Below are 26292 nucleotides of genomic sequence, written 5' to 3'. Positions count from 1 at the left end.
GACCGCGCGGCTCAGGCCGCGGCGCCAGCGGCCGCGAGCACCTCGGCGACGGTCGCGAGCGCGTCGTCGGGGATCGCCGCGCCGACGGCCAGGCGCGCGGCCAGGTCGGCGTCGACGACGATCGGGAGCGCGGCGGCGCGCGCAGCGGCGATCAGCCGGCGGCTGGCGAGGTCGCGGCCGGTCGCGACGACCCGCGGCGTCGTCCCCGGCTGCCAGCCGACCGCGACCGCGAGCCGGTCGCCGACGACGAGCGCGCGGGCGCCGGCGACGACGGCGCGATCGTCCCGCCCGGCGGCGCGCTGCGCCTGGCGCACGTTGGGATCGCCGATGGCCTCGCGCGCGTCGTCGCGCCACTCGCGGGTGGTCATGGCGAGGCTGCGCGCCAGCAGGTGGTGGCGCCAGGCGACCTCGAGGACGGCCAGGGCGATCGCGGCGATCGCCACGGTCGCGGCCGCCGAGGCCGCCAGCGCCAGCAGCGCGGACGCGGCGCCGGCGGGGCGGGGCGCGAGCTCGGCCAGGGCGGGCAGGCGCGCGACGACGACGGCGACCGCGACGGCGATCAGCGCCAGCGTGCGGACCAGCGCGATCGCGGCCTCGGCCGCGCGGGTCCTGGCGGTGCTGGGCTCGGCGCCGGTGGTCGGGGCGCCGCGCACCGTGCGGGTCGGCTGCCACAGCCCGCGCGCCAGGACGCCCTGGGCGAGGAGCGCCCCGACCGCGGCGGCCACGGCGATCGGCGCGGCCGCGGCCAGGAGCTCGAGCGGCACCGCCGCCGCCGCCGCGCGGGCCCGGTCGGCGCCGCCGTCGTCGGTGGCGTGGGCGAGCGCGGCCCGGGTCGAGGCCACGACGCGCGCCGCGCTGGCCGTGACCACCGCGACCGCGGCGGCGAGCCCGGCGCCGAGCGCGACGGCCGAGGTCGCGGCCGGGCTGGTCAGCACCCGACCCGCCGCGCGCGCGAGCGCACGTCGACGCGGGCTGGGAGGGTGCGGACGATGCACGCGCCGACGCTAGCAGGGCCCTCCGACGCAGGCGCCTGCTACAGTGCGCGCCCCGATGGACGCTGGTCACTGTGAGGTCGCGGTCGCGCTGCCGGTCGTGGGGGTCTTCACCTACGCGATCCCGGCGGGCCTGGCCGCGCGGGTCGGGGTCGGGGCCCGGGTGCTGGTGCCGTTCGGCGGCCGCGGGGTGGCCGGGGTGATCACCCGGTGGCCGGCGGCGCCGCCGACCGGCGACGTCACGGTGCGCGCGCTCACCGACGTGCTCGGCGAGCCGATCGCCGCCGAGCTGGTGGGGCTCGCGATGTGGATCGCCGAGTACTACGAGGCGCCGCCGGGCGAGGCGCTGCGGCTGGTGCAGCCGGTCGGCAGCGGCGAGTCGAGCACGCGCGTGGTCTCGATCACCGACGCCGGGCGCGCGGCGCTGGCCGGCGAGGGCTCGGCCCTGTCGACGCGGCAGGCCCGGCTGCTGGCCCGGCTGGGCGCGAGCCGGCGGCCGCTGGCGCGGGCCGAGCTGACCCGGGCCAGCGACGAGCTGGCGGCGCTGTGCGCGCGCGGGCTGGCGGTCGAGGACGACGCGCGCTCGGGCGCCCGCACTCGGGCCCGCACCACCAAGGTCGCCGCCCTGGCCGTGGCCGTCGACGCCGCCCGCGCGGCCACCGCCCGGGCCCCGGCCCGGCGCGCGGTCGTCGAGGCGCTCGCGGCCGGGCCCGCCCCCGCGGCCACGCTCGCCGCGACCTTGCCCGGCGCCGCCGCGGCGCTGCGCGAGCTGGTCAAGGCCGGCGTGGTCGAGGTCACCGTGCACGACGTGGCGCCGACCGCGGTGGCGATCGGCGACGGCCTCACCGGCGCGGTGGCGCCGCCGCGGCTCACCGACGAGCAGGTCGCCGCGGTGGCGACGATCACCGGCGTCACCGGGTTCGCGGCGGTCCTGCTCCACGGCGTCACCGGCGCCGGCAAGACCGAGGTCTACCTGCACGCGATCGGGCACCTGCGCGGCCTCGGCCGCGGCGCGATCGTGCTCGTGCCCGAGATCTCGCTGACGCCGCAGCTCGCCGCGCGGTTCCGGGCGCGGTTCGGCGACGAGGTCGCGATCCTGCACTCGGGGCTGTCGGAGCGCGATCGCCTGGGCGAGTGGACCCGGCTCGAGCGCGGCCTGGCCCGGATCGCGGTCGGCGCGCGCTCGGCGGTGTTCGCGCCGGTGCGCGACCTCGGGATCATCGTCGTCGACGAGGAGCACGACGGTTCGTTCAAGCAGGACGAGGGCGTGCGCTACCACGGCCGCGACGTCGCGCTGGTGCGGGCGCAGCGGGCCGGCGCGGTCTGCGTGCTGGGCTCGGCCACGCCCAGCCTCGAGTCGTACGCGGCGGCGGCGGCCGGGCGCTACCAGCTCGCGACCCTGGTCGAGCGCCCCACCGGCGGCACGCTGCCCGCGGTCGAGATCGTCGACCTGCGGAAGTACCGCCCCGACGCCGAGGCCATGATGTCGGCGCCGCTGACCGCCGCGCTGACCGAGGCGCTGGCCGCCGGCGATCAGGCGATCGTGTTCCTCAACCGGCGCGGGTTCGCGACCTTCGTCATGTGTCGGGGCTGCGGCCACGCGTTCCGCTGCGGCGCGTGCGCGGTGTCGCTGACCTACCACCAGTCGTCGGATCGCCTGCAGTGCCACTACTGCGGCCACGGCGAGCGGGTGCCGACGGCGTGCCCGGCGTGCGGCGCCGACGCGATCGAGCGCAAGGGGCTCGGCACCGAGCGCGTGGCCGCGGCCATCGCCGAGCGCTTCCCCGCCGCCCGGGTCGCGCGGCTCGATCGCGACGTGGCCAGCGGCAACCAGGTCGAGGCGGTGCTGGCGCGCGTGGCCCGGCGCGAGGTCGACGTGCTGGTCGGGACCCAGATGGTGACCAAGGGCCACGACTTCCCGGGCGTGACGCTGGTCGGCGTGCTGTGCGCCGATCTCGCGCTCGGGCTGCCGGACTTCCGGGCCAGCGAGCGCACGTTCCAGCTGCTGACCCAGGTGGCCGGGCGCGCCGGCCGCGGCACGCGCCCGGGCCGGGTGCTGATCCAGACCTACCAGCCCGACGCCGACGCGATCGCCTGCGCCGCCACCCACGACTACGCCACGTTCTTCGAGCGCGAGAGCGCGGCCCGGGCCGAGCTCGACTACCCGCCGAGCGGGCGGGTGTGCGCGGTGCGGATCGACGGGCGCGACCCGGCCCGGGTGGCCGAGGCCGCGACCCGGGTGGCGGCGATGGCGGTGGCCGCGGCCCGGGCCGTCGACGACGTCGTGCTGGTGCGCGGGCCGACGCCGGCGCCGCTGGCCCGCCTGCGCGGTCGGACCCGCTGGCAGGTCTGGCTGCGCAGCCGCGACCGCGGCGCGCTGCGGCGAGTGATCCGGAGCGTCCTGGCGGTCGAGGTGGTGGGCGCGTCGGTCGCCGTCGACGTAGATCCGCTGTCGACGCTGTAGTAGAACCGCAGGTGGCGCGATGGCAAAGATCCTTCTGGTTGCCAATCCCGGTGACCACGACGAGCTGTCGGCGGCGCTGACCCAGGGCGACGACGCCCTGGTCGACGTCGAGCTGACGTGCGAGGTCGGGGACGACGCCACCCTCGCGCGGTTCATCGAGCTGGCGCCGGACGTCATCGTGGTGTCGGCGACCCTCGACGACGGCGACGCGCGCGCGCTGATCTCGGCGATGCGCGACGCGATCCGGCCGCACAAGGTGTTCATCGTGCTGATCGGCGACGTCGACGGCCCGATCCGGACCGCGCTCGACGCGATCGGGGTCGGGATCGAGCGGTTCGTCGGGCGGCCGCTGTCGGACAAGGCGCTGCGGTTCGCGGTCAACGCCGGGCTGGCGATCCGGGCCGCGGCCGCCGCGAGCGCGGCCCCGCCACCGCCGCCGACCCCCGCGGCGCTGCCGCCGCCGCCGCCGATCGATCTGAAGGCGCGCTGGGCGGCGCTCGCCGACGAGCTCGGCGACGACGAGGACACCCACGACAGCGACGAGGTCGATGGCGACGTCGACGATCTGCCGCCGCCGCGCGCGCCGGTCGCGCACGCGCGCGCCGCCGACGACGATCGCCACGACGACGACCTGCCGGCCCTGGCGCCGCCGGACCTGCCGGCGCCGCCGGCCTGGCGCCCGGGCTCGACCGAGGTGCCGGGGCCGCTGCGCGAGCCGACGCTGATCCTGTCGGAGCGGGCGGTCGAGCCCGAGCCGGTCTCGATGGCCGACGAGCGCGCCTGGGCCCACCCGACCCCGACCGGGGCCGGCCCGGCGTCGTGGGCCACGTCGACCCCGGCGCCGCTCAGCGACGATCTCGACGACGATCCGCTCGACGACGTCGCCGCCGGCATCGACGACGATCTGTCGGTCGACCTGGCACGCGAGCCGGCGCCGGCGCCGGCGCTGGAGGGCCCGCCGGCCGGGGGCGACTTCGCGCGCGAGCTGCGCAAGAAGATGTCGCTCATGGCCGAGCGCCTGTTCCGCACCAACGACCTGCCGGCGACCCCGGTCGCGAGCGGCCCGGCCCACGACCACCACACCGAGATCGATCTGGGCGGCCTGGTCGACGACGACGGCGACGACGACGTCGATCTGGCGGCGGCGACCTTCGTCGGGGTCGACGAGCGCGCGACCGATCCCCACGCCGTCCGCCGCGACACCGCCGCGGGCAAGAGCGGCGAGGGCGGCGAGCTCCAGCGCGGGATCGCCGACGCGCCGGCGCTGATCGCGCGCATGTTCGTCGCCGACTTCACCGGCCGGGTCGTCTTCCACGCCGGCGCCGCCGAGAAGGTGATCCACTTCGAGGGCGGGCGCCCGGTCTTCGCCGCGTCGAACCTGGCCCACGACCGCATGGGCGAGCTGCTCGTGCGCGAGGGCAAGATCACTCGGGAGCAGCACGACCGCTGCCAGGATCAGGTCCAGGACACCGGCCGGCGGATGGGCGAGATCCTGGTCGATCGCGGGTACCTCAAGCGGCGCGAGCTGCTGCCCGCGGTGCGCCGCCACGTCGAGGACATCATCTACTCGCTGTTCGCGTGGGACCGCGGCGACTACCGGCTGATCGTCGGCGACGGCGCCACCGGCGAGCGCATCCGGCTGTCGCGCCACCCGGCGGCGATGGTGCTCGAGGGCGTGCGCCGCAAGCTCGACCGGGTCACGCTCGAGCGCCTGGTCGGTCCGCCGACCACGCTGATCGAGATCACCGATCGCGACAAGCTCGCGGCGATCGTCGGCGTCGCCGATCTGTCCGCCGAGGAGCGCGCCGCGCTGACCGCGCTCGACGGCTCGGTCGAGCTGGCCGCGGTGGCGCGCGCGGCCGGCCTGCCGGTCGGCGGCCTGTACCCGCTGGTGTGGAGCCTGCAGCTGCTGGGGCTGGCGACCGCACGGCGTCGGCCGGGCGAGGACGACGGCGACGCGCCGGCGCTGGTGGGCGAGAGCGACCTCGCGATCGATCGGGCCCGGGTCCAGGCGCGCGCGGCGCTGGTCGCCGACGCTGACTACTTCGCGCTGCTGGGCGTGCGCCGCGACGCCACCGCCTTCGAGATCAAGCGCGCGTACGAGGGCGCGCGGCGCGACTTCGCCGCCGAGACCTTCCCGGGCGAGCTGCGGCGCGAGCTCGAGCACGAGCTCGAGGAGATCGCCGCGGTCCTCGACGAGGCCTACCGGGTGCTGCGGGACGACGTGCTCCGCGCGACCTACCGCGCGCACCTGTGCGAGCCGGGCGAGGCCGCGTGAAGGTCGTCTTCATGGGCTCGCCCGACTTCGCGGTGCCGTGCCTCGAGGCGGTGGTCGCCGCCGGGCACGAGGTCGCGCTGGTCGTGACCCAGCCCGACAAGCCGGCCGGGCGGGGCGGGGCGATGGCCGCGCCGGCGGTGAAGCGCGCGGCCGAACGCCTGGGCCTGCCGGTGATCCAGCCGCGGTCGGTGCGGCCGCCCGAGCTCGCGGCCGAGCTGGCGGCGACCGGCGCCGAGCTGGCGGTCGTGGTCGCGTACGGCAAGATCTTGCCGCCGGCGGTGCTGGCCGCGTTCCCGCGCGGGTGCGTCAACGTCCACGGCTCGCTCTTGCCGGCGTACCGCGGCGCCGCGCCGATCCAGTGGGCGGTGATCGACGGCCGCGAGACCACCGGCGTGACGATCATGCAGCTCGACGCCGGCATGGACACCGGCCCGATGCTGCTGACGCGCGCGGTGCCGATCGGCGCCGACGAGACCGCCGGCGAGCTGTTCGCGCGGCTGGCGCCGCTGGGCGCGGCGACGCTGGTCGAGGCGCTGGCCGGGCTGGCCGCCGGCACGGTGGTCGCGACGCCGCAGCCGGCCGAGGGCGCCAGCCACGCGCGCATGTTGACCAAGGACGACGGCGCGATCGACTTCGCGCGCCCGGCCGCGGTGGTCGCAGCCCACGTGCGCGGGGTCGACCCGTGGCCCGGCGCGGTCGCGACGCTCGGCGGCGACGTGGTCAAGCTGGCCGGCGCCCGCCCCCGCGCCGTCGCGCCCGACGTCAGCGCGGCCGTCGTCCCCGGCACGGTGATCGCGATCGATGACGACGGCGCCCACGTCGCGTGCGCCGACGGCGTCGTGGTCATCCGCGAGCTGCAGCTGCCCGGGCGCAAGCGCCTGCGCGCGCGCGACCTGGCGAACGGTCGGCGACTGGCGGTGGGCGATCTGCTCGCGCGCCCGGTGGCGTCGTGACCGCGCGGGCCGACTCGGCGCGCGAGGTGGCGCGGCGCGTGCTCGGGCGGGTCGGCGAGCACGGCGCCTGGGCGACGCTGGCGCTGGCCGGCGAGCTGCCGGCCGCGCACCTCGACGAGCGCGATCGCCGGTTCGCGACCGAGCTGGTCTACGGCACGCTGCGTCACCAGGTCCGGCTCGAGCGCGCGCTGGCGGTCCACGCCGATCTGGCCCGGGCCCGGCCGCCGGTGCGCGCCGCGCTCCTGATCGCGGCCTACCAGCTGGTGTTCCTGCGGGTGCCGGCCCACGCCGCCGTCGACGACGCGGTCACCGCGGTCCGCGCGCGGTTCGGGCCCAAGCTCGGCGGGTTCGTCAACGCGGTGCTGCGCAAGCTGGCCGCCGCCGGCGAGCCGCCGCTGCCGACCGATCCGCGCGAGCGGCTGGCGGTCGAGCACTCGCTGGCGCCGTGGATCGTCGACGAGGTCGCGGCGCAGGTGCCGGCCGACGAGCTGCCGGCGGCGATCGCCGCGCTCAAGGCCCAGGCCCCGCTGTGGATCCGCGTCAACCGCGCGCGCGCGACCCCGGCCGAGGTGATCGCGGCGCTGGTCGCCGACGGCGCCACCGCCGAGCCGTCGCCCCTCGACGATCACGCGCTGGCGGTGCGCGGCCTGGGCGATCCAGCGCGCGCGGCGTCGTTCCGCGCCGGGCTATGGACCGTGCAGGATCTCGCGGCCCAGCTGGTCGGGCACCTGATGGCGCCGGCGCCCGGCGAGCGCATCCTCGACGCCTGCGCCGGCGTCGGCGGCAAGACCACGCACCTGGCCGAGCTGGCGCCCGGCGCGCACATCGACGCGGTCGATCCGATCGCGGCCAAGCTGCAGCTCGCCACGGGCGCCGCGGCGCGCCTCGGGCTGCGCGACATCACCACCCACCACGGCCCGCTCGCCAGCCTGCCGCCCGAGCGCGTCTACGATCGCGTGCTGGTCGACGCGCCGTGCACCGGCGCCGGCGTGCTGCGCCGCCACCCCGAGGCGGCGCTGCGCCTGACCCGCGCCGACGTCACCGCGCTGGCCGCGACCCAGGCCGAGCTCCTGCGCCTGGCCGCCGCCCGGGTCCGGCCCGGCGGCGTGCTGGTCTACGCGGTGTGCACGGTGACCGCGGCCGAGGGCCCGGCCCAGGTCGCGGCGTTCCTGGCCGCGCACCCCGAGTTCGAGCTGGCCCCGCCGCCGCTGCCGGCCGCGGTCGTCGACGGCGGCGCGGTCCGCACCTGGCCGCACCGCCACGACGCCGACGGGTTCTTCGCCGCGCGGCTGCACCGCCGCGGCTGATCCCTGCCGCAGGATGGGTTTCGCGGTAGCGTGCGCCGGTGCGCCCCATCCGGATCGCCCCCTCCATCCTGTCGGCTGACTTCGCGCGCCTCGGCGACGAGGTCCGCGCCTGCGACGCCGGCGGCGCCGACTACATCCACGTCGACGTCATGGACGGGCACTTCGTGCCCAACCTGACGATCGGCCCGCTGGTGGTCGAGGCGATCCGCAAGGTCACGGCCAGGCCGCTCGACGTCCACCTGATGATCGAGGACCCGGATCGCTGGATCGGCGACTACGCCCGGGCCGGCGCCGATCTGATCGGCGTCCACGCCGAGGCCTGCACCCACCTCCACCGCACGGTCGCGGCGATCCGCGAGCACGGCAAGCGCGCCGCGGTGGTGCTCAACCCGGCCACGCCGCTCGAGGCGATCCGCTGGATCCTGGGCGACGTCGACATGGTGCTCCTGATGAGCGTCAACCCCGGCTTCGGCGGGCAGACGTTCATCCCGGCGGTGCTCGCCAAGATCACCGCGCTCCGGCGCGAGCTCGACGACCGCGGCCTCGACGTCGACATCGAGGTCGACGGCGGCGTCAAGCTCGACAACGTCGCGGCGATCACCGCCGCGGGCGCGAACGTGCTCGTGGCCGGCTCGGCCGTGTTCGCGACGCCCGACTACGCGGCCACGATCGCCGCGCTGCGCGCCGGCGCGACCGCCGGCGCCGCCTGACCTCCGGGCGCGCTGGCGACGATCTCGCGATCCGCGTGGCATCGCGCGCCCGCGGGTTCGCTCACGGCGTCGGCGCGATCGCGAACGCGCGCCAGGCCTCGAGCGCCGCGCGCTCGTCGCGGCGGGCGCGCACCAGCGCCCGGGCCAGCGCCGTGGCCGCCGGGTCGGCCAGGATCGCCGCGTCGTCGGCGGTCGTCCCCGGGCAGCGGGCCAGGGCCGCGGCCACCTCGGACCTCAGCGCCGCCCGGGCCACCTGGTCGTCGCAGTGCCGGGTCCGCAGGGCCGCCAGCAGCGCCTCGGCCGGCGCGGCCGCGACGTCGGCGGTGACGCGGTGGCCGCACAGCTCGACCTCGGCCGCGGGGTTGTCGTCGAGGACAAAGCCGTACTGGACCACGAGCTGGCTGTTGCTCTTGGGGCCGTAGCTGTCGGTCACCTCGGCGCCCGCGGCGATCGTCCGGGCCGCGGTCAGCGTGAACGCCTCGGCGGCGTCGTCGTAGGTCCAGCGCGTCGCCGGCTCGTGGGCGTGGTTGAGCAGGTCGCCCAGCGGCACCAGCGCGGTGGTGGCGATGCCGTCGATCGTCAGCGCGAACACCCGCGACGCGACGCACAGCCGGGCCCAGGTGTAGTCGGCGAGCGTGCGCCCGGCCCACAGCCGGACGTGCGTGGTCAGCGCCCCGTGATCGTGATCGACGTCGGCCTCGAGCGCGTCGAGCAGCGCGCCGGTCAGCGTCCCGGTCACCAGCGCCCGCTCGGCCGCCGTCGCGGACAGCGCCGCGCCGGCGAAGTCGTCGGGCAGGATCTCGAGGTAGGGCGCGAAGGCCGTGCGCGGGTCGCGGCGCTCGACGCCCAGCCACGCCGCGAACAGCGCGTGCGTGCCCGACAGCGCGACCCCCGCCGCGCGGATCTGCCGGCCCACCGACGACGCGTTGGCGTGCTCGCGGGTGATCAAGAGCCGCCGCGGCACCCGCGCCACGACCTCGCCCTCGGCGAACCCCCGGGTCGCGACCACGCCGCGCCCGCGCTGACCCTCGCCGATCGCCAGCCCCTCGAGCGCCGCCCCGCCGTCCCGCAACCACTCGACGAACCGGTCGTGCGTGTCCATCAGCTCTCCCGAGCATAGAACGTCGGCTCCGCGCTCGCCGCTCCGCCCGCCCCCCCCCCCCCCCCCCCCCCCCCCGCCGGGGCCGGCCCGCCCCCGCCGCCGGCCCCCCCCCCCCCCGCCCCCCCCCCCCCCCCGCGCCCCCGCCGGGGCCCGGGGCCCGGGCGCGGGCCCCGCCCCGCCCCCGCCGCCCCGGGCGCCCCCCCCCCCCCCCCCCCGGGGGCCGCGGCCCGCCCCCCCCCCCCGCCCCCCCCGGCCCCACGTCGGCGCCGCGCTCGCCGCTCCGACCGGTCTCAGCCGCAGGCCCCACGTCGGCGCCGCGCTCGCCGCTCCGGGCCGTCTCAGCAGGAGGCCCCCGCGTCGCATCCGCGATCGCCGCTCCGGGCCGTCTCAGCCGCGTCGGCTCCCCCCCCCCCCCCCCCCCCCCCCGGAGGCCCCGCGTCGCATCCGCGATCGCCGCTCCGGGCCGTTTCGGGTGGGGGCCCCGGCGCATGCCGGGGGAGGGTTTTTTCGAAAAACCCTCCAAAAATCTCAGAACGTACCGAACAGCTCGGTCAGGCGGACGTCGAGGGCGGTCGCGACCTTCCACAACGACGAGACGCTCGCGCTCGACTCGGCGCGCTCGATCTGCGACAGCAGCGACACCGACAGCTTGGTCCGCCGCGACATCTGCTTGAGCGTCAGGCCGCGGGCCTTGCGCAGCTCGCGGATCGACCGCCCGATCGTCGCGTGCAGCTCGTCCTCGCGCCGCAGGATCAGGCCCTTCTTCTTGGCGATCCGGTTGATCGCCTCGCGGAAGTCCTCGACCGTGAACGGCTTGCGGATGTAGGCCGAGACGTCGCGCTCGATCGACGAGGTCGCGGTCTCGAGGCTCGGGTAGCCGGTCAGGATGATGATCGCGATGTCGTCGTCGATCTCGCGGATCTGCGCGAGCAGGTCGATGCCCGACAGCTTGGGCATCATCAGATCGAGCACCGCCAGGTGGAACTCGTCGGCGCGCAAGGTCGCGAGCGCGTGGGTCGGATCGTGCTCGACCGTGACGGTGTAGCCCTCGGACGTGAGGAAGTCGTGCAGGTACTCGCACACGTCCGGGTCATCGTCGACCACCAGGACGTTCAGTGCGGCGATCTCCGGCCGTTGCTGACTCGTCGCGACCACGCCCGATCCATACCACGGTGTCCGCGGGCCGGGCCGCCGGATCGCGTCCCACGACGCACACCCCGGCCGTCGGCGCCGCGGCGCCGACCGTCCACCACCATCCATGAGTTGTCGGGGCGAGAGGATTTGAACCTCCGACTCCTTGGTCCCGAACCAAGTGCGCTACCAGACTGCGCTACGCCCCGTGGCCCGAGAGAAGTACTCCCACGCGGTCACGCTGTCAACTGGCTCGTCCGGCGATCGGCTACCAGCGCAGGGCCGGCAGCGCGAGGCTCGCGCCGACCTCGACGAACACCCCGGCCTCCTCGAGCGCGCCGACCCGCACCACCGGGGTCACGCCCGCGAAGGCCCAGATCGCGACGGTCCCGCCCGGCCGTGGATGGTGATCCCCGCCGAGGTCCACGGCCGGGCCGGCCGCCAGGCCCAGCATCACCCCGCCCAGCCGGCGGGTCCCGATCACGGCGTCGAGCCAGAGCCGGCCGCCGTCGCTGCCCGCGTAGTGCGCCGCGCCGATCCCCGCGCCCGCGACCGCGACCGCCGCGCGCTCGCGCACCCGGACCAGCTGCACGCCACCCCCCCAGGTCGACTCCCAGCTGCCGTCGATCCGCGTCGCGGCGCCGGCCGGGCCGACCCAGAGCTGCAAGCCGTCGAGATCGGCCACGGCCGGTGGGGGCACGGGCTGGGCCGCGGCCGGGGCGGGGGCCGCACACGCGAGGACTGCGGACACCGCGACCGTCCAGCCCAGACCCCGATCGCGCGCCCCGGATCTCCCGCGATCCCGAGGCAACCTGGTACAATCGCCAGCGTTTTCGAAACCTGCCGCCCGCGGCCCAGGCCTTGCTTCACCAAACGCAACCTCTGCGCCCCCCCTCCGCTCCCAACGTCCGCGCGCCTGGCGAGTCGTCCCGTCGTCCACGCCTCGCGCCCCGCCGGCCATGAACCCATCTCGCGCTGTCGACTCCAGCATGCTGGCGGGTGATCCGGCGGCGATGCTAGCACCCGGGCTCCGGGCCGGCTACGCCCAGATCCGTCAGCTGCCGCTGTTCGACGGCGTCCCCAACGAGATCCTGATCGGCGCGCTCGGCGTCGGCGATCTCCAGCTCCGCGCGGTCGAGCGCGACGCGGTCGTGGCCGACCCTGACGGCCTGGCCCCGGGCACGGCGCCGCCGGTCGTCGTGCTGCTGTCCGGCCAGGTCGCCGCGGGCGTGTTCGATCCGCACGAGCTGGCCGAGCGCAAGGCCGTGCAGGCCGACCTCGAGCGGATGACCCACGACGAGCGCGAGTCGGTGTCGCTGATCAAGCCGATCCCGATGGCGCGCCTGGCCAAGAAGAACGTCGCGCTGTTCACCGACGGTGATCTCTGGAACAGCGGCGCGGTGGCCGCGGCCCGCGGCGCGCCGGTGGCGTTCTTCGCGACCGCGCCGTCGGTGGTCGTCACGCTGGCCCAGCGCCTGGTCTCCGACGTGGCCGTGCGGTTCCCGTTCTTCGAGGCGCGGTTCCGGCGCGCGATCACGATGTCGCGCCAGCGCCTGCACGGCATCACCGGCGTCAAGCAGGAGATCCTCGACTTCTTCGTCCGCCAGGGCATCTCGGTGTCGGGCGAGTCGGTCCGGGTCCGGCAGCTCGATCGCTGCATCGACTGCAAGCAGTGCGAGATCGCGTGCGAGGAGCGCTACGGCGCGCGGCGGTTGACGCTGGGTGGCTACCAGCTCGGCATGCTCGACTTCGTCTACACCTGCCGCACCTGCACTGATCAGCGCTGCATCGACCCGTGCGCGTACGACTCGATCAAGTTCGATCCGGTCAAGAAGGAGGTCGTGATCAACGACGCGACCTGCACCGGCTGCTCGGCGTGCGCGCAGAGCTGCCCGTACGGCGCGATCGACATGATCGACGTCGAGGACGGCAGCCCGGCGTTCAACAAGGACTTCCGGGCCCGGCTCGAGAAGGCCAAGGCGCTGGCGTTCGGGCCCGGCACCGGCCGGGTCGCGCGCGTGCGCCGGATCGCCAACAAGTGCGATCACTGCGGCGCCTACGGCGATCAGGCGTGCGTGTCGGCGTGCCCGACCGGCGCGCTGATCGAGATCTCGGCCTACGACCTGTTCCGCGAGCGCTCGCCGGCGGTCGCGGCCGCGGCCCGGGCCGGCTTCGATCAGGACCTCGACGGCGATCGCCGCGAGGTGCTGCCGACCCACCCCTTCACCGAGGGCGTCGACGAGCGCTCGGGCGGCAGCGCCAAGGTCCGGCGCGGCCGCTGGGGGCCGCTGCTCCTGTGGGTCGTCGGGATCGTCGTGTGGCTGATCGCGCTGGCCGAGGTGCTGCTGCGCCTGTACGCGCCGACGATGTCGTACCAGTACAGCCAGCTCCGGGCGACGCCCGAGCTGGCCAACCTGCCGGCCGAGCTGATCGTGCAGAAGGTCGGGTTCCGGTCGGGCAACGAGCTGGCGATCCAGTGCGGCCTGGTCGGCACCGGCCTCATGATCATCGCCGCGATCTACCCGATGTTCCGCCGGCTGCGGGCGTTCCGGTGGCTGGCGTCGAACACGATGTGGTTCGACTTCCACATGATGGCCGGCACGGTCGGCCCGATGTTCATCGCGCTGCACTCGGCGCTCCGGCTGTCGAGCTGGGTGTCGCTGGCGTTCTGGAGCATGGTCATCGTGACCGTGTCCGGGATCATCGGGCGCTACCTCTACACCCAGGTGCCCGAGCTCTCGAGCGGGCGCGAGCTCGAGCAGCTCGATCACGCGCGGGCGTTCGCGCACCACCGCGGCAAGCACCCGGTCGCCGCCAGCGAGATCGATCGCGAGCTGTGGGAGCACGGCCAGCGCGCGGCCCGCGTCGCCGAGCGCTACGGCCTGCTGCTCAGCCTCGGCTGGCTCCTGGTCGAGGACCTGCGGCGCCCGGGCCGGTGGCTGGCGCGGCGGTCGCGGCTGGGCCGGGTCGGCGTCACCGGCAAGGCCCGGCGCGATCTGGTCCGTCGGGCCGGGCGGATGCTGCTGATCCAGCGCGGCGCGGTGATCGCGCCCAAGGCCAACCTGCTGCTCAACTCGTGGAAGAAGGTCCACGTGCCGTTCACCGTGCTGCTGACGATCTTCTCGGCGGCGCACATCTACATTTCGTGGGATCGCGCCTGGTAGTACCATCGATGCGCTCGCTCATGCCTCGCCGTCCGCCCGTCCTCGCGATCGCGCTCGTGATCGCCGGCGTCCTCGTGCTGGCGCCCCGCGGGGCCCGCGCCCAGGGCGACTTCTTCAGCTCGTCGCCAGGCGCGCTGGCCGAGAGCCACGCGTCGATCGACGGCCCCGACCACTGCAACGACTGCCACGACAACGGCCGCGAGGCGATCAACAGCAAGTGCCTGGGCTGCCACGATCACAACGATCTGCGCACCCGCATCAACGCCGGCAAGGGCTTCCACGCGTCGAGCCAGGTCAGCGGCAAGAAGTGCTCGTCGTGCCACAACGAGCACAAGGGCCGCGGCTTCGATCTGATGGGCTGGGCCGCGATCCCCGGCGGCACCAAGGGCTTCGATCACGACGTCACCGGCTGGAAGCTCGAGGGCAAGCACGCCGCGGTCGACTGCGCCGACTGCCACAAGACCCGCAACCGGCAGGGCCTGCGCACGTACCTGAACCAGGACCGGCTGTGCGGCACCTGCCACAAGAAGGATCAGCCGCACGGGTTCGAGCGGCGCGAGATGCTCGCGTGCGAGCGCTGCCACGCCCAGAGCGTCTGGAACCCGCCCAAGAGCGACCAGGACTTCGACCACGACAGCAAGGCCGACGCGTCGATGCCGCTGCTGGGCTCGCACGCCGACGTGTCGTGCGAGAAGTGCCACCCCAAGGCGCTGTTCAACCTCAAGGGCGGCAACCCCGACTTCTGCGGCAACTGCCACGACAGCCCGCACGACGGCATGCTGTTCGGCAAGCGCGAGTGCGAGTGGTGCCACTCGCCCAAGTTCGGCGCGCTCGACAAGTTCAAGTTCGATCACGACAAGAAGACGACGTTCGCGCTCGGGCGGGCCCACGCCAAGATGAAGTGCGAGGACTGCCACACCACCCGGCTGGGCGAGCGCAAGCCCGACAAGACCTGCGAGGCCGGCGGCTGCCACCAGGACGACAACAAGCACGGCGCCCGCTTCAGCGCGTTCGGCGGTGATCCCCCGGCGTGCGCGACCTGCCACCTGTCGTCGACGTCGTGGGGCGCGGGCGCCACCAACTTCAACCACGACAAGCGGACCAAGTTCAAGCTGACCGGCCGCCACGATCAGGTGTCGTGCCGGTCGTGCCACCGCGGGCGGAGCCCCGCCGACTTCGAGCAGTTCGATCCGCGCACGGTCGGCTGCCGCGGCTGCCACCAGCACAAGAACGTGCACCCGAAGGAGAAGTACACCGACTCGCAGTGCCTGGGCTGCCACCAGGGCGCCGGCAACGTCAACCTCAAGCCCGGCACCGTCGACACCTTCCACGGGCCGAAGTCGGCGTTCCCGCTGGTCAAGGGCCACAAGCCGGTCAAGTGCGTGCAGTGCCACCCCAAGGACTCGTTCAAGGACACGCCGTCCGAGTGCGGCGTGCGCTGCCACGAGGACAGCCTGCACAAGGGCTCGCTCGGCGACGAGTGCTCGCGCTGTCACCTGCCGGGCGTCTGGGACGCGGTCCGGTTCGATCACGCCGACGACACCAAGTGGCCGCTCGAGGGCCTGCACGCCAAGATCGCCGACTGCAGCGACTGCCACCCGACCCGCGCGTACACCGGCACGCCCAAGACCTGCTCGGCCGAGGGCTGCCACGCCAAGGACGACGTCCACAAGGGCCGGCTCGGCCAGGGCTGCGAGCGCTGCCACAAGGTCACCGGCGACAACGTCTTCAACCACAACTCGATGTCGAGCTTCGCGCTGACCGGCCAGCACCTGACCGTGCGCTGCTCCGAGTGCCACACGTCGCAGACGTTCAAGCCGCGCCCGCAGAACTGCTTCGGCTGTCACCCCGAGCCCGGCGTCCACAAGGGCCAGTACGGCACCGCCTGCGAGGCGTGCCACTCGACCCAGGACTGGACCGACATCAAGCCGCTCCACGACGTCGGCGGGTTCGCGCTGGTGGGCTCGCACGACAACCTCGCGTGCGCGCGCTGCCACAAGGACAGCCGGCCGATGGCCGGGACCGGCAACCTGTGCATCAACTGCCACCGCCAGGACGACATCCACCAGAACTCGCTGACGCCGCGCTGCGGCGAGTGCCACACCCAGTTCACGTTCGCGCCGGCCCGGTTCGATCACACCACCGTCGGCTGCAACCTGACCGGCCTGCACCGCACGCTCGCGTGCGCCGACTGCCACCGGGCCGGCAACTACGGCGCGCAGAGCGCCGAGTGCGTCGCCTGTCACCTCGACGACGCGGCCCGATCGCCGCACGAGCTGCGCTCGATTTGCACCGGCGGCGGCTGCCACTCGCCGACCCGCGACTGGTCCCCCACCGCGACCAACTACGGGCGGGAGTCGATCTGCCGATGAGGGCGCTGGCGCTGACCGCCGCCGTCGTGGCCGCGCTCGCGGCCACCGCCGGGCGTGCCCGGGCCCAGGCCGAGGAGGCCGATCGCTTCTACGTCGACAAGGCCGACGAGGATCGCGAGCGGACGCTGTGGCAGGGCAGCCTGACGTCGTCGTCGTTCTACTACGCCGAGGACGGCACTGACGGCTCGCCGTACGTGGCCGGGGGCGAGCCGCCGCAGAACGGCAGCCCGTTCGCGCGGATGTGGACCGAGCTGCGGGCCCAGGTCGACGGTCGGCACCTCAAGGGCGGCCGCTGGGACCTGCGGCTCGACACCCGCCTGCGGTACGTGCCCGATCCGATCAACAGCGGCCGGCCCACCAGCGATCCGACCCGGATCCAGTCGGGCCTGCTGGGTGAGCACGAGTACGAGCTGCGCGAGCTGTACCTGGTGCGGGGCGGCCGCCGCACCGATCTGTTCGTCGGGCGGCAGATCATCGCCGACCTGGGCGCGATCAAGATCGATGGCCTCCGGATCGACTACGCCAAGAACCGGCGCTGGACCTACCTCGGGTTCGCCGGCCTGTACCCGGCCCGCGGCTCGCGGTCGATCGACAGCGACTACCGGCCCGGCATCGACAAGGCCAACCAGCCGACCGGGCGGGTGCTGCCGGTCGCCGGCGGGTTCGGCGGCGCGTACCGGACCCAGAACTCCTACGGCGCGCTCGGCGCGGTGGCGATCGTGCCGACCAGCCGCGACGGCGGGCTCGGCGGCAACGGCACGTTCGAGCGGCCGCGCCTGTACCTCACCGCCAACGGCTACTGGCGGCGCTCGGCGCGGCTCGACGTCTGGCACTACGTGATCCTCGATCTCTACGGCTCGGCCGGCACCACGCCGACCAACGCGTCGGCCGGCCTGCAGTACAAGCCGTCGGCCCGGCTGCGCTTCCAGCTCTGGGCCAACCACCTCAACACCGAGGCGCTGAACGTGCAGGTGCGCGATCAGCTCGAGAACGAGGCGCTCCTCGACGGCGTCGTCGTCAACAACATCAAGGTCCAGCGCATCGGCACCACCGCGGCGCGGGCGTCGGTGTCGGCGCTCCTCGGCAAGGGCCGCCGGTTCGAGCTGACCGCGGCGCTGCAGGGTCGGCGGCGGCCCGAGGTGATCCTCGAGGCCGGCGCGGTCGATCAGGTGCTGCCGTCGGCGCGCTCGCTCGACCTGCACGTGCAGGCCGTCGACCGGCAGTTCTACGGGGGCGTGCGGCTCGAGGGCTCGTTCATCCGCACGATCGGCGTCGGCGACGCCAGCTACGCGCGCTCGACCGCGCAGATCGTCCGGCTCGGCGGCGCGCGCGAGCTCAAGGACGGCAAGGCCCAGCTGTCGGGCGACCTGTCGTGGATCACGACCGCCGACGACAACGCCACGATGGTGTGCCTGCCCACCAACCTGACGAGCTGCTACGGCGCGGCCAACACGACCGCGCTGCAGGCCAACGCGGTCGGCTACTACCGCTGGAAGACCGACTGGTTCGTGACCGGGACCCTCGGCGCTGGCACCCAGAAGATGATCGTCACGGGGATGGGCGGCGCCGGCGTCGGGCAGTCGACCACGCTGATCGGCCAGGCGTACCTGCGCGTCGGCTATCGGTTCTGATCGCGGTCAGTGCACGATCGGCCCGTCGCCGTCGCCGGGCTCGCCGTCGACGACCTCGTCGTCACAGCAGCCGTTGCGATCGCAGCCGGGCTGTGGGAACTCGCAGCAACCGGCGGGGTGGGGCTCGACGTCGTCGTGGGGCCCGCACGCGACGTGCGGGGTCGGCAGCGCGGGATCGAGCGGCTGGTAGCTGCCCGGATCGATCGTGCAGGCGAGGCCGGTGATCGCGTCGACGTGGGCGCCGGTCGACGGCGGGCCGGCGCACCCGAGGGTGGCGACGGCGATGAGCAGGCTGGAGCGCAACGCAGCGACGATGGTTCGCATGATCGATCCTTGGCGGCGGACCGACGGTGGATGAGCAACCGCGATGCCACGCCACGCGCGCGTGATCCTGGCGCGGTGCGGTCCGCGCGGTGGGGCCGAGACCGCACCACCGGGACGTGTCGGTTGCAGCGAACGATCGTGCGCGCGCGGCATGGCGCGGACGGGACCTGCCGCCCTCAAACGCAGGTCGCGCCGCCCGGGGGGGACGCCGTCGCACATCGGCGCGGCCGATCGCGTCGGCGGATCGAGCCGGCACGGCTGGCTGTCCACGACGGGGTGGGCGAGCTGGCCGAAATCGTGCATGGCCGTCATCGCGAGCTCCCTGACGAGAGGCCGACGCCAGCACGCGAGCAGTTCGTGCGCGTCGGGCGCGGGGCCGCGCATCGTCTGCGCGCGCGGCGGGAGATCCGTGCGGCCGGCGTCGGCATCGCGCATGCAACCTCGATGACCATGGGGCACTTCGAGCGGATGACCGCGGGTGACGCCACGTTCCTCGCGGTCGAGACCCCGCGCGCGCACATGCACGTCGGCGCGGTGGCGATCTTCGATGGCGCGCCGCTGACCGAGCCCGACGGCCGGCTGCAGTTCGAGCGCGTGCGCGATCACCTGCTCGGCGCGCTGGCGGCGTTCCCGCGCTACCGCCAGCGCGTGGTCGCGACGCCGCTGCTCGGCCAGCCGGTCTGGGTCGACGACGACCACTTCGACGTGGCCTACCACCTGCGCCACACCCGCCTGCCGCTGCCGGGCGACGAGCGCCAGCTCAAGCGCCTGGCCGGGCGCATCTTATCGCAGCGGCTCGATCGCGCGCACCCGCTGTGGGAGCTGTGGCTGGTCGAGGGCCTCGACGATGGCCGGATCGCGATCATCGCCAAGGTCCACCACTGCCTGCTCGACGGCGTCGCCGGGGTCAGCCTCCTGACCGCGCTCCTGCGCGGCACCCCCGACGCCACCGTGGCGCCGCCGACCGGCTGGGCGCCGCCGCGGCCCGGGCCCGCCGGTCCGGCGCTGGTGCGGGCCGAGCTGGCGCACCGGCTCGCCGCGCTCGGGCGTGGCGCGCGGGCGCTGGTCACGACCCGCGATCGCGCGACCTGGGATCGCACGCGCGCCGCGGCGCTGGGCGCCGCGGGCCTCTTGCGCCACGGCCTGGTGCCGGCGTCGCCGACGCCGTTGAACGCGCGCCACATCGGCCCGCACCGTCGGTTCGACGTCGCCACGCTCGACCTCGGCCGGATCAAGGCGGTCAAGGACGTGCTCGGCGGCACGGTCAACGACGTCGTGCTCGCGGTCGTCACCGGCGCGCTCGCCCGGACGCTGCGGCGCCACGGCGTCGCGCCGGCGGACGTCCCCGACTTCCGCGCGCTGGTGCCGGTCAACATCCGGCCCGACGACGCCCGCGGCGCGCTCGGCAACCACGTCGCGATGCTGCTGGCGTCGCTGCCGATCGACGGCGCCGACCCGGCCGCGCGCTACCAGCGGGTGCGCGAGACCACCCGGGAGCTCAAGCACCACGCGGGGCACACCGACGGCGCCGCGCTGATCACCCGCCTCGCCGACGCGACCGTCACCGGCCTGGCCGGCGCGGTGTTCAACACCGCCATCCGTCTGCGCGCCTTCAACACGGTCGTGACCAACGTGCCGGGGCCGCCGTTCCCGCTGTGGCTGCTGGGCGCGCGGATGCAGGCGATCTATCCGCTGGTGCCGCTGTTCGAGACCCAGGGCCTGGGCGTGGCGCTGCTCAGCTACGCCGGGCGGATGTTCGTCGGCCTCAACGCCGACTGGCACGGCCTCGACGACCTCCACGACCTCGCGCTCGATCTCGAGGCCGAGCTCGACCTGCTGCTCGAGCTGGCGGCGTCGCGCCGCCTGGCGCCGCCGGCCGAGGTCGCCCGGGCGTGATCTGGCGCAGCTCGGCGGTGGCCCGTGGCGTGTCGGCCGAGGTCGCCCGGGCGTGCGCCGCCTCAGCGCGGCGTCGCGACGCCTGGCGCCGCCGGCCGAGGTCGCCCGGGCGTGCGCGGCCTCAGCGCGGCGTCGCGACGCCTGGCGCCGCCGGCCGAGGTCGCCCGGGCGTGCGCCGCCTCAGCGCGGCGTCGCGACGCGTGGCGCCGCCGGCCGAGGTCGCCCGGGCGTGCGCCGGCTCAGCCCGTCGGCGGCCAGATCAAGCCAGCGGTCGCGCCGGTCGCGCCGTCGACGCGGTAGCTGACCCGGTGGGCCTCGTCGAGGGTCGGCACGGTCCAGCGCTCGACCATGCGCGCGATCGCGCGGGCCGGGACCTGGGCCGCGGCCGGGCGGGCGCGGTTGCGGCGCTGCTGCTCGGCCGGGTCGACCTCGCAGTAGACCAGGTGCGTGCGGAAGCGGTAGTCGCGGCACAGCCCCAGCAGCGCCGCCCGGAGCGTCCGCGACAGGTTGGTGGCGTTCCACGCGAACGCCCGGCCCGCGCGCAGGTGTTCGCGGGCGCGGTCCCGGGCCAGGGCGATGACCGCGCCCTGGCCGTCGGCGGGATCGACGTCGAGCTCGTCGCGCAGGTCGTCGAGCGACACCTGCGGCAGCTCGGGCCGGGTCGCCAGGTAGCTCGACTTGCCGGCCGCGGGCAGGCCGCACACGATCACCGCCTCGGCGACGGTGTCGTCGAACGCCGGCACCTCGCGGCTGCGGGTGCCCGAGGTGTCGGCCAGGTAGATCAGCCGGCTGTGGGCGTCGGCGAAGATCGCGGGCCGGGTCAGCACGCCCAGCTCATCGCACCAGGTCCGCCACAGGGCGCACTGATCGAGGATCCGGCGCTGATCGTCGGGCGCGGCGCAGCGCCGGCCGGCGGCGTCGGCGGTCGCGACCACGGTCAGCCAGTCGTGGCGCAGCGCCAGGCTCAGGCGCACCGCCAGCGCGGTGGCGTCGGCGCGGTCGACGCCGAAGAACGGCACCTGGTGCCAGCGGACCAGCGCGCACACGTGCTCGCGCCAGGTCCACGGCCAGCCGGCCCGCCACAGCGCGGCCCGCACGTCGGCCTCGCCGCGGGCGCTGTGCCCGCGCGAGCTGATGCGCCCGTCGGGCTCGTGGCGCGTGGTCGTGGCCTTGCCGACGTCATGGAACAGCACCGCCGCGTAGGTGATGGCGCGGCCCGCGGCGTCGAGCGCGGCCCAGGCCGGATCGGCGACGAGCGCGGCGACCGCCATGCGCGTGTGCAGCCAGACGTCGCCCTCGGCGTGGAAGCCGGGATCCTGCGACGTCGCGGTCAGGGCCGCGGCGTCGGCCACGACCGCCAGCGCGTCGGCGAGCGCGGCGTCGGACGGCGGTGTCCCGGGGGCCGGCGCCGCCAGCGGCACGATCCGCGGCGCGGTCACGGCGCCTCGAACAGATCGACGCCGTCGGCCAGGCCGTTGGGTACGATCGGCCGCGCCAGCCAGTGGCTGCCGGAGTCGACGACGCTGGTCAGGAAGCTGGCCCGCACCCACTTGTAGCGGGCGACGACCACGCCGTCGTCCTCGACCTTCAGGTACAGGCCCTCGGCGGCGTCGTCGGGATCGGTCTCGCGCGCGGCGGTCTCGGGCGCGACCGCGGCGGCGGCGGCGGCGGCCGCGAGCGCGTCGCGCCAGCGCGGCGACTTGTACACCGACGGCGCCACCAGCCCCGGCAGCCGGCGCGGGTCGTCGAGCCGGCCCTGCCACAGGACCGGGACGCTGCGCACGATCGCGGCGGCGCCGCACGCGGCCAGGTGCGCGGCCCGGCGCGCCGTCGACCAGAACGCGCCGGCGCGATCGCGCAGATCGAACTCGAGGAAGTAGTGGGGCAGGCGGTCGTAGAAGACCGTGTGCTTGGCGTAGAGCCACTCGCCGTAGAGCGTGGCGCCGTCGGCGCAGACCCGGGCCAGGGCGTCGGCGTGGGCCGCGGCCCAGCGCTTGAACAGATCGAAGTGACGCTCGCGCGGGCCGCCGGTCAGGACGTGGCCGCGGCTCTGCAACCGCGGGCGGCCGCGGGCATCGAGCGCGATCCCGGCGTTGGCGCCGTCGAGCTTCTCCTCGACGACGACGTAGGCGCCGCGCAGGTCCGCGAGCGGCACCTGGTCCAGATCGTGGTCGCCCGGCTGCAGGCGCGAGCCCGCGAGGTGCGGCGTGCGCGGGTACTTGTGCATGGCCGGCCGGGCAGCGTACCGCGCTTGCGCGTCGGCGACGTCGCGGTCGCGCGCCTGGCGACCTGGCGACCGGCCCGCCGGCGCTTCACCGGTGCGCGACCGCGACCAGGTGGCCGCGGACGCCGTCGACGACGACCCGGCGGGCGCCGGCGTCGGTCAGGAGCGCGGTCAGGCTGGCGCGGTCGTAGAGCCGCACGTGCTCGGGGTTGTCGTCCGGCACCGACGGCACGGTCACGACCACCGCCCGCGTCGCGACCCGCAGCGCCTCCCGCGCGGCCGCGGCCGGATCCGGCAGGTGCTCCAGCACCTCGAGCAGGGTCACGACCTCGGCGGCGCCGGTGGCCAGGCCCAGGCGCGCGACGTCGCCGCGCACCGCGCGCAGGCGCGCGACCCCGCCGCGCGCGACCGCGGCCAGGTCGGCGACCCGGTGCGGCAGCACGTCGACCGCGATCACCGTCAGCGCCGGCAGCTCGTCGAGCAGCGGCCACACGAACGCGCCGCGGCCGCTGCCGAGATCGACCAGCGCGGTCGCGCCGAGCCCGCGCAGCACGCCCAGCACCGCCCGGACCCGGGGCAGCCCGGCGGTGCGCTTGAACCGGTGCAGGCGCAGGTCGGTCCCGGCCGCGGCCGCCAGCGCGGCGGCGTCGTCGAGGTCGAGCCGGTCGAGCGCGCCGCGCGCGTAGCACGCGGCCAGCCACCGGTAGTGGGAGGCGTCGTCGACCACGCGCCTACTCGAACTTGATCGTCCGGTAGCCGAACAGCCGGACCCGGCGCGCGTACAGGTCGAGCACGATCAGCGCGATCATGCCGAGCAGCACCCACGGCCACAGATCCTCGGTGTACGCGATCGACTCGTCGCCCGGGGTCCAGGCGTCCTTGGGCGCGAGCTGATCGCTGCCGCCGGTGACGATCGCCGCCTGCTTGAGCGCGGTCGCGTCGGGCGTGGTCTTCAGGTACTCGAGCGGGTAGGGCAGCGCGACCGAGCCCAGGCTCTCGGCCACGATCTTGCCGTCGCGGGCGTGGACGGCCTTGAGCAGGAAGCTGCCGTAGCGCTCGATCGGGAAGTCGGCGACGTAGCGCCCGGCCGCGGTCTGGGCCATCGGCACGGTCTGCTTGATCGCGTTGGTGGCCGGGTCGATCACCTGCAGCACGGTGTCGAGCGCGTTGACGAACTGATCGCCCGAGTCGATCGCGTCGACGACCACCTTGGCGCGGCCGTCGTCGATCGTCGCGAACAGGTCGTAGCTGTCGTAGACCTTGCGGCGCATGGTCGTGCGCACCAGCTGGGCCCAGAACTTCGGGTAGCCGCCCCAGGCGATCCAGTCGCTGCTCCAGCGGTTCTTGACGTCGGAGGTCCACGCCACCGAGGTGCCGGCGCCGTGGCGCCAGCGGGCCAGGATCGGCTCGCCCAGGTCCGAGACCAGGATGACCTCGGCGGTGGGCTTGGGCTTGGTCGTGACGTAGCCGTGCAGCGGCGGCGCCGCCTCGATCGCCACGCCCTCGATGGCCTCGACCCGCTTGGCCACGCGCACCTTGATCGCGTCCTCGACCAGCTGCGACTTCTGGGCCTCGGTGGTCTCCTTCATGAAGATCCGCGGCAGCGCGCCGATGTCGTCGGTCATGTACAGGCGGCCGTCGCCGTTGTCGGCGATCATCGACAGGAGGTTGCGATCGGCGCCGGACACGCCGACCGCGGACACGGTGATCCGGGCCGAGCGCATGTCCTGGACCAGCTCGACGATGCCGTCGTAGGGCGCCTCGCCGTCGGACAAGAGGATGACGTGCTTGACCTTGGCGTTGACGCCCTCGAGGACCTCGAACGCCTCCTTGAGGCCGGGGTAGATGTTGGTGCCGCCGCCCGACTGCAGGCGCGAGATGTCGGCCGAGATGCGCATCTTGTTGGCGGCCCGCTGCGGCCGGACGAACAGCTGGGCCTCGCTGTCGAACGCGACGACCGCGAGGATGTCGTTGGGCGACAGCGCCTCGGCCGTGGCCCGGGCCGACTCCTTGGCCGCCTCGATCTTGGCGCCCTGCATCGACCCCGAGCGATCGAGCACGACGCACACGGCGATGTCGGGCTGCTCGCGGGTCTTCTCGGAGTCGAAGCGCACCGGCATGATCTGCTCGATCTTGGTGGCCTGGTAGCCGCCCGAGCCGAACGAGTCCTCGCCGCCGGCCATGATCAGGCCGCCGCCGAGGCTGGCCACGTACTGGTCGAGCGCCGACATCTGGCCGGCGCCGACGAAGTGGGCCGGCACGTCCGAGACCAGCACGAGGTCGTACTTCTCGAGCTCCTTGGCGGTCGCGGGCAGGCCGCGCGGGCCGCGGACCTCGACGTCGATGTTCTCGTGCTGGAGCGCGCGCTGCAGGTAGCCGGCCGCTGCCGGGCTCGCGCAGCACGCCGCCCTCGACGTAGAGCACGCTGGGCCGGCCCTTGACCGGCGCGGTCATGACCGCCTCGTTGTTGGCCTTCTCGGTGTCGTGCGCGTACTTGGTCAGGCGCAGCCGGTAGGTCGTGGCGCCGGCGCGCTTGGCCTCGCTCTTCCACGGGATCCGGTTGACGCCCTCGACCAGCTCGACCTGCTTGCTCGGCTCGAGCGCGTTGGGGAACTCGTCCTGGCGCAGGTTCATCGTCACGGTCTCGGCGTGGGTCGACCACACCTCGGCCATGATCTCGAACGGCTGCCCGACCTTGATCTCGTCGGGCAGGTGCAGGCCGACCACGCGGATCTCCTGCACCTGGTCCTCGGCGAACGTCCGCCACGACAGCCGCACGCCCATCTCCTTGGCGCGGTAGGCCTCGCTGACGACGTCGCCGCGGGTCTGGTTGCCGTCGGTGACGACGACCATGCGCGGCAGGTGGCCGGGCGGGTACAGGCCGTAGCCGAGCTGGATCGCCGCCTGGACGTCGGTGCCGGCGCCGCCCTTGGCCGGCCCGCTGCGGTGGCGGCCGATCACGACGTGGCCGCCGTCGCGCTCGCGACCATCGGCTTCTCGGCGAACGTGATCACCTTGATCCAGCCCCGGCCCTTGGCGGCCTCGAGATCGTCGACGTAGCTGCGGGCCGCGGCCAGCTGGGCGTCGGACACCGACTCCGACACGTCGACCAGGACGACCGTCGCGACCTTGGCGTCGCGGGTGACCCAGGTCGGGCGGGCCAGGGCGATCGCGGCCACGGCGATGATCGCGGTGCGCAGCGTGGCCTGGACCACCTGCTGCGTGAACGACAGGTCGGTCAGCGACCAGCGGCGCACCAGGTAGAAGAACGGCGCGATCGCCACCAGCAGCAGCCAGCGCGGATCGAGCAGCTCGACCGGCCGCGGCGTCAGGCCGGTGACCTTGAGGATCGAGCGGCCGTCGAGCCAGCGCTCGACGCCGAGGTAGATCGCGGCCGCGGCCGCCAGCGCCACGGCGATCGAGATCAGCGAGCCGCGATCGAGGCGCCGGCGCAGGCGTGACGTCAGGCCGGGCATCAGACGGTGATCCTTCGGTGGTAGGTGATCCACTCGAGGCACAGGAGCGCCACGACCAGGAGCACCAGGTACAGCCACAGGTCGCGCCGGGCGCTGACCGCGAACGTCGGCGGCGCCGCGAGGGTCCGGCCGGCCAGGGTCAGGTCCGCGGCCGGCGTGATCTGGGACTCGACGGTCGACGACAGGTTGGTCGCGACCTCGAGGCTGGCCAGCGGCGTCGGCGGCGGCGCGTCGGCCGCGGCGCCGGGCGCGCTGGGCGGGTAGGCCA

General features: G+C 74.9%; 20 protein-coding genes and 1 tRNA gene. 10 read left to right on the top strand and 11 right to left on the bottom strand.

Going from position 1 to position 26292, the window contains the following annotated elements:
* Positions 1 to 11: 11 nt before the first annotated feature.
* Positions 12 to 995 (bottom strand): EscU/YscU/HrcU family type III secretion system export apparatus switch protein, encoded by a 984-nt coding sequence (locus IPL61_19225; protein ID MBK9033372.1) that lies wholly within the window; start codon positions 993 to 995, stop codon positions 12 to 14.
* A gap of 55 nt (positions 996 to 1050) precedes the next feature.
* Between IPL61_19225 and priA the strand changes: the two genes are divergently transcribed.
* From priA to IPL61_19200, 5 genes are read left to right on the top strand one after another with little or no spacing between them, the layout of a single operon-like run.
* Entirely contained in the window at positions 1051 to 3456 is a 2406-nt protein-coding gene (gene priA, locus IPL61_19220; protein ID MBK9033371.1) for a primosomal protein N', read from the top strand.
* Between the two features lie 19 nt (positions 3457 to 3475).
* Positions 3476 to 5734 carry a hypothetical protein gene (locus tag IPL61_19215; protein MBK9033370.1) on the top strand — a complete coding sequence of 753 codons (2259 nt, stop codon included), beginning with the start codon at positions 3476 to 3478 and terminating at the stop codon, positions 5732 to 5734.
* Complete coding sequence (locus tag IPL61_19210; GenBank protein ID MBK9033369.1) at positions 5731 to 6687, top strand: methionyl-tRNA formyltransferase; 957 nt, start codon at positions 5731 to 5733, stop codon at positions 6685 to 6687. The genes IPL61_19215 and IPL61_19210 overlap by 4 nt, the downstream gene beginning before the upstream one ends.
* The gene (gene rsmB / locus IPL61_19205) at positions 6684 to 7994 is read left to right on the top strand and encodes a 16S rRNA (cytosine(967)-C(5))-methyltransferase RsmB (GenBank protein MBK9033368.1); all 1311 of its coding nucleotides are present in this window, start codon (positions 6684 to 6686) and stop codon (positions 7992 to 7994) included. The genes IPL61_19210 and rsmB overlap by 4 nt, the downstream gene beginning before the upstream one ends.
* A 38-nt stretch (positions 7995 to 8032) precedes the next feature.
* Entirely contained in the window at positions 8033 to 8704 is a 672-nt protein-coding gene (locus tag IPL61_19200) for a ribulose-phosphate 3-epimerase (GenBank protein ID MBK9033367.1), read from the top strand.
* Positions 8705 to 8765: 61 nt separating this feature from the next.
* Here the strand turns inward: IPL61_19200 and IPL61_19195 are convergent, their stop codons facing one another.
* The 4 genes from IPL61_19195 to IPL61_19180 all read right to left on the bottom strand — a co-directional run bounded on the left by IPL61_19195 (position 8766) and on the right by IPL61_19180 (position 11688).
* Positions 8766 to 9806: an SET domain-containing protein gene (locus IPL61_19195; protein ID MBK9033366.1), complete on the bottom strand. Its 1041-nt coding sequence runs from the start codon at positions 9804 to 9806 to the stop codon at positions 8766 to 8768.
* A gap of 528 nt (positions 9807 to 10334) precedes the next feature.
* On the bottom strand, positions 10335 to 11066 hold the full coding sequence (locus IPL61_19190; protein ID MBK9033365.1) for a response regulator: 732 nt from the start codon (positions 11064 to 11066) through the stop codon (positions 10335 to 10337).
* A gap of 6 nt (positions 11067 to 11072) precedes the next feature.
* Positions 11073 to 11146: transfer RNA gene (locus tag IPL61_19185), tRNA-Pro, on the bottom strand.
* A 59-nt stretch (positions 11147 to 11205) separates the two neighbouring features.
* A complete protein-coding gene (locus IPL61_19180; GenBank protein ID MBK9033364.1) occupies positions 11206 to 11688 on the bottom strand; it encodes a hypothetical protein in 483 nt (160 codons plus the stop codon).
* Positions 11689 to 11926: 238 nt separating this feature from the next.
* Here IPL61_19180 and IPL61_19175 point away from each other — a divergent pair, with 238 nt between their 5' ends.
* From IPL61_19175 to IPL61_19165, 3 genes are read left to right on the top strand one after another with little or no spacing between them, the layout of a single operon-like run.
* A complete protein-coding gene (locus tag IPL61_19175; protein ID MBK9033363.1) occupies positions 11927 to 14101 on the top strand; it encodes a 4Fe-4S dicluster domain-containing protein in 2175 nt (724 codons plus the stop codon).
* Positions 14102 to 14121: 20 nt separating this feature from the next.
* A complete protein-coding gene (locus IPL61_19170; protein ID MBK9033362.1) occupies positions 14122 to 16473 on the top strand; it encodes a hypothetical protein in 2352 nt (783 codons plus the stop codon).
* Complete coding sequence (locus IPL61_19165) at positions 16470 to 18104, top strand: hypothetical protein (GenBank protein MBK9033361.1); 1635 nt, start codon at positions 16470 to 16472, stop codon at positions 18102 to 18104. The genes IPL61_19170 and IPL61_19165 overlap by 4 nt, the downstream gene beginning before the upstream one ends.
* Positions 18105 to 18110: 6 nt before the next feature.
* On the opposite strand, the gene IPL61_19160 is transcribed toward IPL61_19165, so the two are convergent.
* Positions 18111 to 18428 carry a hypothetical protein gene (locus tag IPL61_19160; GenBank protein MBK9033360.1) on the bottom strand — a complete coding sequence of 106 codons (318 nt, stop codon included), beginning with the start codon at positions 18426 to 18428 and terminating at the stop codon, positions 18111 to 18113.
* Positions 18429 to 18872: 444 nt separating this feature from the next.
* On the opposite strand from IPL61_19160, the gene IPL61_19155 reads away from it, so the two are divergent.
* Positions 18873 to 20324, top strand: a complete 1452-nt coding sequence (locus IPL61_19155) for a wax ester/triacylglycerol synthase family O-acyltransferase (GenBank protein MBK9033359.1) — start codon at positions 18873 to 18875, stop codon at positions 20322 to 20324.
* Between the two features lie 239 nt (positions 20325 to 20563).
* Here the strand turns inward: IPL61_19155 and IPL61_19150 are convergent, their stop codons facing one another.
* From IPL61_19150 to IPL61_19135, 4 genes are all read right to left on the bottom strand, one after another.
* A complete protein-coding gene (locus tag IPL61_19150; GenBank protein MBK9033358.1) occupies positions 20564 to 21763 on the bottom strand; it encodes an AAA family ATPase in 1200 nt (399 codons plus the stop codon).
* Complete coding sequence (locus IPL61_19145) at positions 21760 to 22551, bottom strand: RNA ligase family protein (protein MBK9033357.1); 792 nt, start codon at positions 22549 to 22551, stop codon at positions 21760 to 21762. The genes IPL61_19150 and IPL61_19145 overlap by 4 nt, the downstream gene beginning before the upstream one ends.
* An 85-nt stretch (positions 22552 to 22636) precedes the next feature.
* Positions 22637 to 23275: a class I SAM-dependent methyltransferase gene (locus IPL61_19140; protein MBK9033356.1), complete on the bottom strand. Its 639-nt coding sequence runs from the start codon at positions 23273 to 23275 to the stop codon at positions 22637 to 22639.
* Between the two features lie 4 nt (positions 23276 to 23279).
* The gene (locus IPL61_19135) at positions 23280 to 24824 is read right to left on the bottom strand and encodes a VWA domain-containing protein (GenBank protein ID MBK9033355.1); all 1545 of its coding nucleotides are present in this window, start codon (positions 24822 to 24824) and stop codon (positions 23280 to 23282) included.
* 208 nt (positions 24825 to 25032) lie between these two features.
* Here IPL61_19135 and IPL61_19130 point away from each other — a divergent pair, with 208 nt between their 5' ends.
* Positions 25033 to 25608 carry a hypothetical protein gene (locus tag IPL61_19130; protein MBK9033354.1) on the top strand — a complete coding sequence of 192 codons (576 nt, stop codon included), beginning with the start codon at positions 25033 to 25035 and terminating at the stop codon, positions 25606 to 25608.
* Here IPL61_19130 and IPL61_19125 read toward each other — a convergent pair.
* Positions 25506 to 26024, bottom strand: coding sequence for a hypothetical protein (locus tag IPL61_19125; protein MBK9033353.1), 519 nt, complete (start codon positions 26022 to 26024; stop codon positions 25506 to 25508). The genes IPL61_19130 and IPL61_19125 overlap by 103 nt on opposite strands.
* Between the last annotated feature and the right edge of the window lie 268 nt (positions 26025 to 26292).

This window comes from Myxococcales bacterium (assembly GCA_016717005.1).
Taxonomy (GTDB): domain Bacteria; phylum Myxococcota_A; class Polyangia; order Haliangiales; family Haliangiaceae; genus UBA2376.
The sequence above is the reverse complement of the archived record's forward strand: the minus strand, read 5'-3'. Positions and strand labels throughout refer to the sequence as shown.

Coding starts and splice junctions, on each gene's coding strand:
- IPL61_19155 (MBK9033359.1), top strand. CDS start 18,873: ATGACCATGGGGCACTTCGAGCGGATGACCGCGGGTGACGCCACGTTC.
- IPL61_19160 (MBK9033360.1), bottom strand. CDS start 18,428: ATGCGAACCATCGTCGCTGCGTTGCGCTCCAGCCTGCTCATCGCCGTC.
- IPL61_19145 (MBK9033357.1), bottom strand. CDS start 22,551: ATGCACAAGTACCCGCGCACGCCGCACCTCGCGGGCTCGCGCCTGCAG.
- IPL61_19125 (MBK9033353.1), bottom strand. CDS start 26,024: ATGCCCGGCCTGACGTCACGCCTGCGCCGGCGCCTCGATCGCGGCTCG.
- IPL61_19170 (MBK9033362.1), top strand. CDS start 14,122: ATGCCTCGCCGTCCGCCCGTCCTCGCGATCGCGCTCGTGATCGCCGGC.
- IPL61_19165 (MBK9033361.1), top strand. CDS start 16,470: ATGAGGGCGCTGGCGCTGACCGCCGCCGTCGTGGCCGCGCTCGCGGCC.
- IPL61_19195 (MBK9033366.1), bottom strand. CDS start 9,806: ATGGACACGCACGACCGGTTCGTCGAGTGGTTGCGGGACGGCGGGGCG.
- priA (MBK9033371.1), top strand. CDS start 1,051: ATGGACGCTGGTCACTGTGAGGTCGCGGTCGCGCTGCCGGTCGTGGGG.
- IPL61_19175 (MBK9033363.1), top strand. CDS start 11,927: ATGCTGGCGGGTGATCCGGCGGCGATGCTAGCACCCGGGCTCCGGGCC.
- IPL61_19190 (MBK9033365.1), bottom strand. CDS start 11,066: ATGGATGGTGGTGGACGGTCGGCGCCGCGGCGCCGACGGCCGGGGTGT.
- IPL61_19215 (MBK9033370.1), top strand. CDS start 3,476: ATGGCAAAGATCCTTCTGGTTGCCAATCCCGGTGACCACGACGAGCTG.